This is a genomic window from Nonlabens sp. Asnod2-A12 (assembly GCF_045063745.1).
GTDB lineage: Bacteria > Bacteroidota > Bacteroidia > Flavobacteriales > Flavobacteriaceae > Nonlabens > Nonlabens xylanidelens.
In genome coordinates, this window is sequence record NZ_JBEFOB010000003.1 from 2,833,493 (window position 1) to 2,846,971 (window position 13,479).

General features: G+C 36.3%; 12 protein-coding genes. All 12 read left to right on the forward strand.

Going from position 1 to position 13,479, the window contains the following annotated elements; translation table 11 throughout:
* Positions 1-21: 21 nt before the first annotated feature.
* Genes mraZ through ftsA form a run of 12 tightly spaced genes read left to right on the forward strand, consistent with a single transcriptional unit; the run spans position 22 to position 13,446 of the window.
* Entirely contained in the window at positions 22-489 is a 468-nt protein-coding gene (mraZ, locus tag ACJJVJ_RS12870; RefSeq protein WP_405370740.1) for a division/cell wall cluster transcriptional repressor MraZ, read from the forward strand.
* A complete protein-coding gene (gene rsmH, locus ACJJVJ_RS12875; protein ID WP_405370742.1) occupies positions 464-1,381 on the forward strand; it encodes a 16S rRNA (cytosine(1402)-N(4))-methyltransferase RsmH in 918 nt (305 codons plus the stop codon). The genes mraZ and rsmH overlap by 26 nt, the downstream gene beginning before the upstream one ends.
* The gene (locus ACJJVJ_RS12880; protein WP_170034601.1) at positions 1,382-1,711 is read left to right on the forward strand and encodes an FtsL-like putative cell division protein; all 330 of its coding nucleotides are present in this window, start codon (positions 1,382-1,384) and stop codon (positions 1,709-1,711) included. It abuts the gene before it with no gap.
* Positions 1,698-3,689: a penicillin-binding protein gene (locus tag ACJJVJ_RS12885; protein ID WP_405370744.1), complete on the forward strand. Its 1,992-nt coding sequence runs from the start codon at positions 1,698-1,700 to the stop codon at positions 3,687-3,689. The genes ACJJVJ_RS12880 and ACJJVJ_RS12885 overlap by 14 nt, the downstream gene beginning before the upstream one ends.
* Positions 3,686-5,152: a UDP-N-acetylmuramoyl-L-alanyl-D-glutamate--2,6-diaminopimelate ligase gene (locus ACJJVJ_RS12890; RefSeq protein WP_405370746.1), complete on the forward strand. Its 1,467-nt coding sequence runs from the start codon at positions 3,686-3,688 to the stop codon at positions 5,150-5,152. The genes ACJJVJ_RS12885 and ACJJVJ_RS12890 overlap by 4 nt, the downstream gene beginning before the upstream one ends.
* A gap of 3 nt (positions 5,153-5,155) precedes the next feature.
* Positions 5,156-6,388, forward strand: coding sequence for a phospho-N-acetylmuramoyl-pentapeptide-transferase (gene mraY / locus ACJJVJ_RS12895; protein ID WP_104515766.1), 1,233 nt, complete (start codon positions 5,156-5,158; stop codon positions 6,386-6,388).
* A complete protein-coding gene (gene murD / locus ACJJVJ_RS12900; RefSeq protein ID WP_405370748.1) occupies positions 6,388-7,749 on the forward strand; it encodes a UDP-N-acetylmuramoyl-L-alanine--D-glutamate ligase in 1,362 nt (453 codons plus the stop codon). Before mraY ends, murD begins: the two co-directional genes overlap by 1 nt.
* Before the next feature lies 1 nt (position 7,750).
* Entirely contained in the window at positions 7,751-8,953 is a 1,203-nt protein-coding gene (locus tag ACJJVJ_RS12905) for an FtsW/RodA/SpoVE family cell cycle protein (RefSeq protein ID WP_405370750.1), read from the forward strand.
* Positions 8,940-10,028, forward strand: coding sequence for an undecaprenyldiphospho-muramoylpentapeptide beta-N-acetylglucosaminyltransferase (murG, locus tag ACJJVJ_RS12910; RefSeq protein WP_405370752.1), 1,089 nt, complete (start codon positions 8,940-8,942; stop codon positions 10,026-10,028). The genes ACJJVJ_RS12905 and murG overlap by 14 nt, the downstream gene beginning before the upstream one ends.
* On the forward strand, positions 10,025-11,386 hold the full coding sequence (murC, locus tag ACJJVJ_RS12915; RefSeq protein ID WP_405370754.1) for a UDP-N-acetylmuramate--L-alanine ligase: 1,362 nt from the start codon (positions 10,025-10,027) through the stop codon (positions 11,384-11,386). The genes murG and murC overlap by 4 nt, the downstream gene beginning before the upstream one ends.
* Positions 11,379-12,095, forward strand: coding sequence for a cell division protein FtsQ/DivIB (locus tag ACJJVJ_RS12920; RefSeq protein WP_405370756.1), 717 nt, complete (start codon positions 11,379-11,381; stop codon positions 12,093-12,095). The genes murC and ACJJVJ_RS12920 overlap by 8 nt, the downstream gene beginning before the upstream one ends.
* Before the next feature lie 4 nt (positions 12,096-12,099).
* The gene (ftsA, locus tag ACJJVJ_RS12925; RefSeq protein WP_104515761.1) at positions 12,100-13,446 is read left to right on the forward strand and encodes a cell division protein FtsA; all 1,347 of its coding nucleotides are present in this window, start codon (positions 12,100-12,102) and stop codon (positions 13,444-13,446) included.
* The last annotated feature ends 33 nt before the right edge of the window (positions 13,447-13,479 follow it).

Consider the following 13,479-nt stretch of genomic DNA (forward strand, 5'->3'; position numbering starts at 1 on the left):
AGCGCTAAACAGCTATTTCTAGTGAACAATTTTATAGGTACATACGAGTGTAAAACTGACGCCAAAGGGCGATTTATGATGCCAGCTGCTTTAAAAAAGCAACTGACACCGGTCGTTCAGGATGGTTTTGTGATTAAACGAGCTGTTTTTCAGCCTTGTTTAGAGCTCTATCCTATGAGTCAGTGGAATAAAATGATGGAAAAATTGAACGGTTTAAATCGTTTCAATAGAAAGCATAATGATTTTATACGTCGTTTTACAGCAGGAGTTAAAACTGTTGAGGTAGATGCAAATGGACGATTACTTATACCTAAGGATCTTATAACCTTTGCTGGAATTACAAAAGAAGTAACCGTGTCGAGTGCGGTGAATATATTAGAAATCTGGGATAAGCAAAAGTATGAAGCGGCTATAGATGACTCGCTAGATGACTTTGCTGATCTCGCTGAAGAAGTAATGGGAAATGACACAATCGACCTCTTATCATAATCCGGTTCTTTTAAAAGAAACCGTAGATGGATTAAATATTAATCCGTCAGGAACGTATGTGGACGTCACCTTTGGTGGTGGTGGTCACTCCCGTGAGATTCTCTCACGTTTAGGTCCGGATGGAAGACTGTTTGCATTTGATCAAGATACAGATGCGCTGGCAAATGCCATTGATGACGATCGTTTTATGTTGATCAATCAAAATTTTGGTTACATGAAAAGGTTTTTAAGGCTTTATGGAGCTAAAGAGGTGGATGGTATTCTTGCTGACTTGGGTGTTAGTTCTCATCAATTTGACGAGGCTGCGCGTGGTTTTTCTACTCGATTTGACGCTAGACTTGATATGCGTATGAATCAAGAACAAGAGTTAGACGCTGTAGTCGTAGTTAATGAGTATGATGAAGAAGATCTCGTAAGGATTTTTAAGGCTTATGGAGAGTTGCGTATTGCGCATAAACTAGCTAGAAGAATAGTAAGTGCTAGAGAAGAGGCTGAGATATTAACCGTCGCAGACCTTAAAGAGATTTGTTCACCACTTGTGCCGGAGAGAATTGAGCATAAGTTAATGGCTCAAGTGTTTCAGGCTATACGTATAGAAGTGAATAAGGAAATGGAGGTGCTGTATGATTTTTTAAGACAGTCAGAAGAGGTGCTTAAAGTGGGTGGTAGATTGAGTGTTATTTCTTATCACTCTTTAGAAGATAGGCCTGTAAAAAGGTTTATGCGCAATGGTCTTTTTGAAGGAGAACCAGAGAAGGATGTTTTCGGTAGATCTAGTGTTCCTTTTAAAAGGATAGGTAAAATGATTATCCCTTCTAAAGAAGAGATAAAAATGAATAATAGGGCAAGAAGTGCCAAGTTGCGTATAGCAGAAAAAATAGAGAGAGAATAAATGGCTACCAAAGTATATGACATATTAAAGGGTAGTTTCTTAACTAATGACGACGCTTTTAAAAACTGGCGTTTCATATTATTTGCTGCGGTACTTGCAATTGCTATGATTTTTACTGGTCATAGTTATGAGAGAAAAGTGCATAAGCTAGCTGCTGTTAATGAACAAGTGACAGAGCTGCATAGCGAGTATACAGATTTAGAAAGAAGATTAATGTTTATGCAAATGGAGTCTACCATTGCAAGAAAAATAGGGAATAAAGGGATTGCTCCGGCTAAGAGTCCGCCGCAGAAAATAGTAATTGTAAAAAGCAAAGATGGCAACAACTAATAAAAATATATTGAACAAGATGTACTTGGTGAGTGCACTGTTTGTTGTTGTTGCATTATTGGTAGTGGTTCAAATTATCAATATTCAATTTATTGAAGGAGATGATTACCGTGCCAAAGCAGAGCAACGCGTTTTTAGAAACGACACTATTCCTTCTACTAGAGGTAATTTATATGATGCAAATGGACAGTTGCTAGCAACTTCTATAAGTAAGTACGATATACGATTTGATGCTTTAGCGCCATCTAGTAAAGATTTTAATGAGAATATAGCTGCTCTTGCTGAGGAGTTGGGAAAGAAATTTGACAAATCTAAAAGTTATTATTTACAGAAATTAAGAAAAGCGCATAGTAACAAAAATCGTTACATGCTTATCGCAAAAAATCTCAATTATGGAGATTATAAAGAAATAAGGGAGTTTCCTCTTTTTGAAAAAGGGCCTTACCGTGGTGGTTTAATAGTAGAGAAAAGAATAGTGCGCGAGCATCCGTTAGGTAAAATGGCAGAGCGTATCGTGGGTTATGATCGCAGAGGAAGTGCTCCTGTAGGATTAGAAGGTGCTTTTGCTCCTTATTTGAGAGGTAGTGATGGTGTTAAATTAGAGCAGAAAATAGGTAAAAATCAATGGAAACCTATTAATAGCGAGAATGAATTAGATCCTAATGATGGTTTTGACGTATACACGACCATAGATGTGAATATGCAGGATGTTGCGCATCATGCATTACTAAAACAATTAGAATATTTTGAAGCAGATCATGGTACTGCGGTAGTAATGGAGGTTGCAACAGGTGAGATTAAGGCGTTATCTAATCTAGGTAGAGGAGATAACGGTAAGTATTTTGAAAAGAGAAATTATGCTGTATGGGAATCTCATGAACCTGGTTCTACATTTAAATTGATGAGTGTTATAGCTGCGCTAGAAGATAAAGTAGTAGATACCAGTACTGTGTTTGATACAAAAGGTGGTAAGATTTCTTATTACGGCCGTAATGTACGCGATTCTAAATATGGTGGTTATGGTAAAATAAGCGTGGCTAAAGCCTTTGAGGTTTCTTCAAATACAGCACTTGTGCAAATGATACAGAATAATTATAAATCTAATCCAGAAGATTATGTGGATAGATTATATAGTATGAATCTTAACGAGAAGTTGAGCCTGCCTATTAAAGGAGAAGGTGTTCCTATGATACCTCACCCAGATGATAAGAACTGGAGTGGATTATCGTTGCCGTGGATGGGGTTTGGTTATGGGGTACAATTAACGCCTTTGCAAACTCTTACATTTTATAATGCTGTTGCAAATAATGGTGTAATGGTAAAGCCTAGATTAATTAGAGAAGTGAAGTCAAAGGAAAAGGTCATTGAAAAATTTGATCGAGAGATAATAAATCCTGCGATTTGTTCTCAGAATACAATTGATAAGGTAAAAGTAATGATGGAGAATGTGGTGAAAAGAGGGACTGCAGATAACCTGTATAGTGAAAACTTTTCTATGGCTGGTAAAACAGGGACATGTCAGACAGAATACTGGAAGTCTTCAGGTAATTATATAGCTTCTTTTGCAGGGTATTTTCCGGCAGATAAGCCTAAATATAGCTGCATAGTGGTGATAACAAAACCTAGTGTTAGAAAAGGGTATTACGGTAATATAGTTGCGGGACCTGTTTTTAAAACAATTGCGCAAAAAATATATGCTAACAATCCTTTAATAGATCAGCTAGAGTTGCAACAGGCTATACCAACACAAATGGTTGTTTCAACAGATTCTTATTTAAGTAAAGCTCATGCCCAAAATGAAGTTTCTTCCATGAAGATTCCTAATTTGATAGGTATGGAAGCGATGGATGCCATTGCAATAGTAGAAAATTTAGGAGCTAATGTTATTTTAAAAGGTTCTGGAAAAGTAAAATCACAAAGTCTAAAAGCAGGTACTAAAATATCTCCATCAGATAAAGTAACTCTAACATTGATATGATGATTCTAAAAGACATATTATATAAAGTCGGTCTAGATATAGTTATTGGCTCAACAGATGTTCAGATCAATGATATACATTTTGATTCTAGAGCTGTAAAAGAGAATGATCTTTTTGTGGCTATTAAAGGAACAGCTGTAGATGGTCATGATTACATTGAAAAAGCAGTATCACAAGGGGCTAAAGCTGTCGTTCTTGAGGTAATGCCAGATTATCAAGATGAAAATGTGACTTATATAAAAGTTGAGAACGCACATAAAGCGCTGGCTTTAATGGCTGCTAACTTTTATGAAAACCCATCTAGACAACTAAAGTTGGTAGGAGTTACTGGAACAAATGGTAAAACGACTACAACATCTTTATTATACCAGCTTTTTAAAAAGTCAGGCTTTAAGACAGGTTTAATTTCAACCGTAGAGATTTTAATTGATGAGAAAGTAGTTGCGACAAAGCATACAACTCCAGATCCTATGACTATTAATAAACATCTTGCAGCTATGGTTGCGATAGGTGTAGATTATTGTTTTATGGAGGTAAGTAGTCATGGAATAGCGCAAGAAAGAGTGACAGGCCTTGAGTTTGCAGGAGGAGTGTTTACTAACCTTACTCATGATCATTTAGATTACCACAGGACTTTTGCAGAATATCGAGATGTGAAGAAAAGATTCTTTGATCAGTTGCCTAAAGATGCATTTGCATTAACAAATCTAGACGATAAGAATGGAGCTGTGATGCTGCAAAATACAAAGGCTAAAAAGCTGGGGTATGCATTAAAGACATTTACAGACTATCGCGCTCAGATTATAGAAAATCAGTTCGGTGGTTTGTTGTTAAAGATCAATGAGCATGAAGTGTGGTCTAAAATGGTAGGTGAATTTAATGCCTATAATGTTTTGGCTATTTATGCTTGTGCTATAGAATTAGGACTAGAAGAGATAGAGGTGTTAGAAGTGATCTCCCAGTTAGAAGGTGTGTCAGGTAGGTTTCAATATTTTACTACGGTAGAGAATAGAATTACTGCCATTGTAGATTATGCCCATACACCAGACGCTCTCAAGAATGTATTAGAAACTATTAATTCTATACGTACTAGAAATGAGAATGTAATAACAGTAGTAGGTTGTGGTGGCGATCGTGATACATCAAAAAGGCCTAAAATGGCTCACATAGCTGCTGCTTTAAGTGACCAAGTTATTTTCACAAGTGATAATCCGCGTACAGAAGATCCACAATTGATTCTTGATGATATGGAAGCAGGAGTAGAGCCACAGGATTATAAAAAGACTATAACTATTCTAGATAGAAGTCAGGCTATTAAAGCGGCAGCAAAAATGGCAGATAAAAATGACATTATTCTAATAGCAGGAAAAGGTCACGAAACATACCAAGAGATAAATGGTGTACGATCTGATTTTGATGATCGTAAAATAATAGCCGATATCCTTAATAAACTCAACAAGTAAAAAATGTTATACTATTTATTTAAATATTTTGAAGAAGAATTTAATATGCCTGGTGCATCACTCTTTGGTTTTATAACCTTTAGAGCCGCTATAGCATTTGTTCTTTCTTTAGCATTTTCTACCATTTATGGTAAGCGTATTATTACATTTTTACAAAGACAACAAGTGGGCGAGACTGTTCGTGATCTTGGACTAGAAGGTCAGGCGCAAAAGGCTGGTACGCCTACCATGGGTGGTATTATAATTATACTAGCGACTTTAATACCGGTATTTCTATTATGTCAACTAGATAACATTTATGTGGTTATGCTTATCATCACTACAGTATGGATGGGGCTAATAGGTTTTACAGACGATTATATTAAAATCTTTAAAAAAGATAAGGGTGGTCTTAAAGGTATATTTAAAGTAATAGGTCAGGTAGGTTTAGGTGCTATTATAGGTTCTATTATGTTTTTTCATGATGGGGTTACTATAAAAGAAGAAAAAGTAAACCCAAAGAACTCACAGGAATTAATTACTCAAAACTCACCTATCGAGTTTGAAGCTGCAAAAAAGTCTACAAAAACGACTATTCCTTTTGTAAGAGATAATGAGTTTGATTATGCGAGCCTAATTGATTGGATAGATCCTAGCCTTGCTAACTGGGCTTGGTTAGTTTTTATACCTATAGTAATCATAATAGTGACAGCAGTTTCTAACGGTGCAAATCTTACAGACGGTATAGATGGGCTTGCTGCAGGAACCAGTGCTATAGTTGTGATAACCCTGGCATTGTTTGCATGGATTTCAGGAAATATCGTTTTTTCAGATTATCTCAATGTTATGTATATACCTAACTCTGGTGAGATGGTAGTTTTTATTACCGCATTTGCTGGTGCTTTAGTTGGTTTTTTATGGTACAATACTTTCCCTGCGCAAGTATTTATGGGAGATACTGGTAGTTTAACTATAGGTGGAATCATTGCAGTACTGGCTATTGCTACTAGAAAAGAATTATTAATACCTATTCTTTGTGGGGTTTTCTTAATGGAAAATCTTTCTGTTATGATGCAAGTAAGTTGGTTTAAGTATACTAAAAAGAGACATGGAGAGGGCCGCCGTATATTCTTGATGTCACCTTTACACCATCATTATCAAAAACGTGGTATTCATGAAAGTAAAATAGTCGTGAGATTTTGGATCGTTGGTATTTTGCTAGCTATCATAAGTGTGGTAACCCTTAAAATGCGATAATGAATCAATCGCAAAAACATATCGATAGAAAACGCCTGGTTATTCTAGGTGGTGGAATCAGTGGCATGGGAGCGGCAATATTAGGAGCTCAAAAAGGCTACGATGTTTTTTTAAGTGATGGAGGTGATTTAGGTTCCGCTTTCGCGAAAGCGTTACAAAAACATTCTATTACCTATGAATCTGGAGGGCATTCTATGGAAAAGATTCTTGATGCATCTCTAGTGGTAAAAAGTCCTGGGATACCAGATACCGCCGCAATGATTTTAAAGATTAAATCTGAAGGAATTGAGGTGATTTCTGAAATAGAATTTGCGTCTAGGTTTACTGAAGAAAATATTATTGCTGTGACAGGAGCAAATGGTAAGACTACCGTTACCAGTCTTATAGATCATATTTTAAATGTGGCGGAGTTAGATCATACTACCGGTGGGAATATCGGTAAGAGTTTTGCTCAGCAAGTATTTGAAGGTGAATCAAAGAATAGATTACTAGAAGTGAGTAGTTTTCAATTAGATGGGATAACCAGTTTTAAACCTCACATCGCGATTATTTTAAATATCACTCCAGATCATCTGGATAGGTATGATTACAAGTTTGAAAACTATGTCGCTAGTAAAATGCGTATTACGATGAATCAAGATGAGAACGATTACCTCATTTACAATATCGATGATATAGCAATTACAGACGCTATAGAAAAATTAGATATTAAAGCACAACTCATTCCTTTTTCAATGGAAAGAGAATTAAAAACAGGAGCGTGTTTGCTCGATAACAACATACATATTAACACCCATAACTCAGTATTTACTATGCCTACAGAAAAATTATCAATTAAAGGGAAGCACAACACTGCAAATGCAATGGCAGCTTCTACTGCGTCAAAACTTTTACAGATAAGAAAAGAGACTATTAGACAAAGTCTTACTTCATTTGAAGGAGTGGAGCACCGCCTGGAAAATGTGTTGAAAATCAATAAGGTTCAATACATCAATGATTCTAAGGCTACTAATGTAAATGCTACTTATTATGCGCTAGATACTATGGAGCAACCTACGGTATGGATAGTAGGAGGTGTTGATAAAGGAAACAATTATTCAGAACTTTATAGTCTGGTAAATCGTAATGTAAAAGCAATCGTATGTCTAGGAGAAGATAACTCTAAGATAGTAGAGGCTTTTGGCAATTGTGTAGAGCAAATGGTAGAGACTAGTAGTATGGAAGACGCAGTTAGAGTAGCTTATAAATTAGCTCAGGCTGGTGATAACGTATTATTGAGTCCTGCTTGTGCAAGTTTTGATCTTTTCAAAAACTATGAAGATCGTGGACGTCAGTTTAAAAATGCAGTAAGAGGATTATAAATTGAGGATTAAAAACTACATATCTGGAGATACCTTTTTGTGGGCGCTAGTAATCATATTGCTGGTGTTTTCTTTCCTGCCTGTATATAGCGCAAGTGCAAATCTTGCCTACATAGGTAAGGGAACAGGTAATACTACCAAATTTTTGGTAAAGCATTTTGGTCATGTAGTTATAGGTTTGGGGCTTTTGTACTCTGTACATAAAATCCCTTATAGATATTTTAGAGGATTGAGTGTATTGCTACTTCCGGTGGTGATAATTTTACTAGGTTACACTGCTATGCAAGGCACCGTTATGGGTGGTGCCAGTGCAAGTAGATGGATGACAGTTCCTGTTATAGGGATGAAATTTCAGACCAGTACGTTTGCCTTTGTAGTACTTATGGCATATGTGGCAAAATATCTAGCCTCAATTAAAGATAAAGTAGTAACGTTTAAAGAATCTATACTACCATTATGGATTCCTGTAGGGATTATTTTGATGCTTATCGTTCCTTTTAACCTGTCTACTGCTGTACTCATTTTTGCGATGATTTTATTGATTTGTTTTGTAGGTGGGTATCCTTTAAAGTATTTACTAGCGATGTTAGGTGTAGGGTTTGTAGCGCTTACTTTATTCGTTTTAACTGCTAAAGCTTTTCCTGGTGTATTCCCTAATCGTGTAGATACTTGGGTGTCGCGTATTGCTACATTCGGTGGTGAGGGAGATTCAGATTCTACATATCAAGTAGAGCGAGCAAAAACAGCTATCGCAAATGGTTATATAGTAGGAGTAGGTCCAGGTAAAAGTGTTACAAAGCATGTGTTACCGCAGTCTGCTAGTGATTTTATATTTGCTATTATCTTGGAAGAATTTGGAATTATAGGTGGTTTAATTATTCTGTCTTTGTACCTATTCTTCTTGTTTAGGCTTATAATAATATCAACAAAGGCTGCTTCTGTTTTTGGGCAGTTGCTGGTTATAGGTGTAGGATTCCCTATTGTTTTTCAGGCACTGACTAATATGGCTGTGGCGGTAAATTTAATACCGGTTACAGGACAGACGCTACCATTAATAAGTAGCGGTGGTACTTCTATTTTGATGACTTGTATGGCAGTTGGGATAGTGTTAAGTGTAAGCGCGCAAAGAGAAGAGGTGAAAGCCCGAGAGAAAATAAAAGAAGATGAAATGAACCCTTTAGACGTACTTAGTGAAGCCATTTAAAATAATCATATCAGGAGGAGGAACAGGTGGTCACATCTATCCAGCTATTTCTATTGCAAATGAATGCAGGAGAAGGTGGGCAGACTGTGAGATACTTTTTGTAGGAGCAAGCGATCGTATGGAGATGGAAAAAGTCCCTGCAGCTGGTTATGACATTAAAGGATTGTGGATAAGTGGTATTCAAAGAAGCTTGTCTCTCAAGAATCTTGCTTTTCCGTTTAAAGTAATAAAGAGTTTATATGATGCTGGTAAGATTATTAAATCTTTTCAACCAGATATTGCTATAGGTACTGGAGGATTTGCTAGCGGTCCTTTACTTTTCATGGCAAATAAAAAAGGGATCCCTACATTGATACAAGAGCAAAATTCTTATCCTGGAATTACTAATAAATTGCTGAGTAAGAAAGTAAATAAAATATGTGTCGCGAGTACAGGTCTGGAGCGATTTTTTCCAAAGGAAAAGATAGTTTTAACTGGTAACCCTGTACGTCAGGACTTACTTAACGTTGACTCTTTAAGAGCAGAAGCTTTATCGCATTATAATCTAGACGCAAGTAAAAAAACATTACTTGTTCTGGGTGGTAGTCTAGGAGCAAGAAGAGTAAATCAATTAATAGATAGTAATCTAGAGTTGTTTACAAAAGAAAATGTTCAAGTAATCTGGCAATGTGGTAAGTTTTATTATCAAGAATATAAAGAAAAGGCACAACCAGGAATTCAGGTACATGCATTTTTAAACAGAATGGACCAGGCATATGCCGCTGCAGATTTTATTATCTCGAGAGCAGGTGCTGGCTCTATTTCAGAATTATGTATAGTAGGTAAACCGGTAGTTTTTATTCCTTCACCTCACGTTGCTGAAGATCACCAAACCAAAAATGCACAAGCAATCACTGCTCAGGATGCTGCCTTAATGATTAAAGAAGTAGATCTAGATCAAAACTTTAAAACCTTATGGACCGGTTTATTATCAAATATAGAATTGCAGAAAAAACTTTCTGAAAATATAAAGAAACAAGCACTTCCAGATGCTACTAAAACTATAGTTAACGAGTTAGAGCAATTATTAAAATGAAAGAACTAGAACACATATCGCATTTTTATTTCATCGGTATCGGTGGGATAGGTATGAGTGCGCTTGCTCGTTACTTAAATGATCAAGGTAAGCACGTGGCTGGTTATGACCGCGTCGTGACAGCTCTTTCTAAAAAGTTGGAAGATGAAGGTATCTCCATTCATTATTCTGATAGTTTTGGTAAAATACCTGAAGAGTTTAAAAACATAGAAACGGCACAAGTAATTTATACACCAGCTGTTCCAGCAGATTTTGGAGAATTAGTTCGCTTTCGCGAAAGCGGAATTAACATCTTAAAACGTGCCCAATTATTAGGTCAGATTTCTAGAACCATGACCTGTCTTGCAATTGCAGGAACGCATGGTAAAACAACAACTAGTGCTATACTAGCGCACTTGCTTTATAAGAGTGACGTTAAGGTAACTGCCTTTTTAGGTGGAATTCTAGAAGGCTACGATACTAATTATTTGTGTTCTGGCACGGATGTTATGGTGGTAGAAGCAGACGAGTTTGATAGGTCTTTCATGCAGTTAGATCCGGATATCGCAGGAATAACATCAATGGATGCAGACCATCTTGATATTTATGGAGATGCTGCGACTTTTGAAAAGACTTTCCATGATTTTGCCGGTTTACTCGATGGTAAAACCTTGCTATTAAATGAAAAATTAGACCTTCAAGGTTTAAAAGTAGGATTAGATTCTGGTGATTATGAGGCTGTCGATGAGGTCATCATAGATGGTGCTTATCATTTTGATTTAAAAACACCTCAAGGTAAAATAGGTAAATGTCTTTTAAAATTACCAGGTAAACATAACTTGAGTAATGCTATACTAGCTATGGCTGTCGCATTAGAGCAAGGTGCAAATCCTGAAAAATTAAAATATGCACTCGCATCATTTCCAGGTGTGAAACGTAGATTTACTTACAGGGTTGATAATGAGCGTAGGGTTTTAATTGATGATTATGCACATCACCCTAAGGAGATAGATGCAGTTTATCAAGCTGTTACAGAAATGTATCCTGAGCAAGAGAAACTAGTAGTTTTTCAGCCGCATTTGTTTTCTAGAACACGAGATTTTATAGATGAATTTGCATTATCGTTGAGTAAGTTTGATAAAGTAGCTCTTCTAGACATTTATCCAGCTAGAGAATTGCCTATAGAGGGTATAACGTCAGAGTTGCTATGCAGAAAGATTAATGCACTAGAGCAATCACCTGAGGTGGTTACCGTTGTAGAAAAAGACGATATAGAAGAGTTTATTAACGATATGGGCACGAGAATTGTTATTATGTTAGGTGCTGGAGATATAGGAGTGGAGATAAATAAATTAACTGAAAAGTGGTCCAATGCATAAAATAAAAAACATCATAAAATTGGTGTTGGTTATCGTGTTGGTAATCAGTCTTTACGCATTTGCGTCAAATAGATATGAAGCTAGAAAGCTTAAAGATGTAAGTATCACATTTACAGATTATAGTGATCCTTTGATATCTGAAAAGAACGTTAATAAATTGTTGATACAAAATAACGATTCTATAGAGAACTTGACGATAGAAAATCTAGATTTGAATAAGAGTGAATTACGACTTGTTCAAAACGCAATGATCAGAGATGCAGAGGTTTCCGTTTCTCTCGATGGATTGCTTAAAGCTGTTGTGCGCCCTAGAAAGCCTATTGCAAGGATTATGGGTACGCCAGATGCTTATCTAGATCAGGATAATTTAATGATGCCGTTATCAAAAGAACACACTGTAAATGTGCCTCTCGTTTACGGTTTTAGTGAAAATGTGCAGGATAAAACATTTGAGCTGATCAATTTTATTAGAAATGACGAGTTATTAAAAGCATCTTTTACTCAAATCAAATTTGATAAAAGAGAAGAAGTAACACTTTCTGTAAGAGCTTTAGATTTTAAAGTGAAGCTGGGAAGAGTTGAAAAACTAGATCATAAGATGATCAATTACAAAGCGTTTCTAACAAAAATGCAAAAAGATAAACAACTAGGTGATATTAAAACAATAGACTTGAGATTTGATAATCAAGTAGTAGTAACAAAAAGGTAGGGAAATGGAACAACAAGAATATGCAGTAGGTCTGGATATAGGTACAACAAAGATTGTAGCTATGATAGGTCGCAAGAATGAATACGGCAAACTTGAGATTCTAGGTGTAGGTAAGTCAAAAAGTTTAGGAGTACACAGAGGTGTAGTGAATAACATCACACAAACTATAACATCTATACAGCAGGCGGTTAGTCAGGCCGAAGGTGTGAGTGGTATAAAAATAAATGATGTTACTGTAGGTATAGCAGGACAGCACATACGCAGCTTACAACACAGTGATTATATCACACGTGGAGATAGCGAGACAGTAATTGATCAAGAGGATATTACAAAATTATGTAATCAGGTTTTAAAATTAGTCATGTTACCTGGTGAAGAAATTATACATGTTTTACCTCAAGAATATAAAATAGACGGGCAGTCAGACGTTAAAGAGCCTGTCGGGATGTACGGCGGTCGCTTAGAGGCAAATTTTCATGTTGTCGTAGGTCAGGTGGCTTCTATACGCAATATTTATCGTTGTGTTAAAAGTGCTAATTTAGGACTGAAAGCTATTACATTAGAACCTCTTGCTAGTGCAGACGCTGTATTGAGTCAAGAAGAAAAAGAAGCCGGTGTTGCGCTTATCGATATAGGTGGTGGTACTACAGATCTTGCTATTTTTAAAGATGGTATTATACGTCATACAGCTGTAATCCCTCAAGGAGGTAATATCATTACTCAAGATATTAAAGAAGGTTGTTCTATAATTGAAAAGCAGGCAGAATTGCTCAAAACTAAATTCGGTAGTGCGTGGCCTGGAGAGAATAAAGAAAATGAAATAGTTTCCATTCCTGGATTAAGAGGTCGCGAGCCTAAAGAAATTACACTTAAAAATTTAAGTAAGATTATTCATGCTCGTGTCATTGAAATTTTAGAAACAGTTTTTGTTGAGATAAAAAACTATGGTCATGAAGAGCCTAAGAAGCAATTGATAGCCGGCGTGGTTTTAACAGGTGGTGGTAGCCAGTTAAAGCATATCAAGCAACTGGCAGAGTATGTAACAGGAATGCCTAGTAGAATTGGATATCCTAACGAGCATCTTGCTGGTGGTAGTGATACAGAAAACACAAGTCCTTTATTTGCAACCGCAGTAGGATTAGTGATGAAAGGTCTAGATGCACAACAAGAAGAAGTGGTAGAGGAAGAAGAGGTGATTGAACCTGAAGTAGAAGAAGTTGTAGAAGAGGAAGAAGAGAAAGTAGTAGAAGAGGAGCAAGAAGAAAATACCACACCTCAAGAAAATAAAAGTAAAGGGATTTTTGATTCTTGGGCAACTAAGTTCAAAGAGTTCTTAGATAAAGCAGAATAACGATCTATTGATAGTTAATTTTGCAGATTGAAA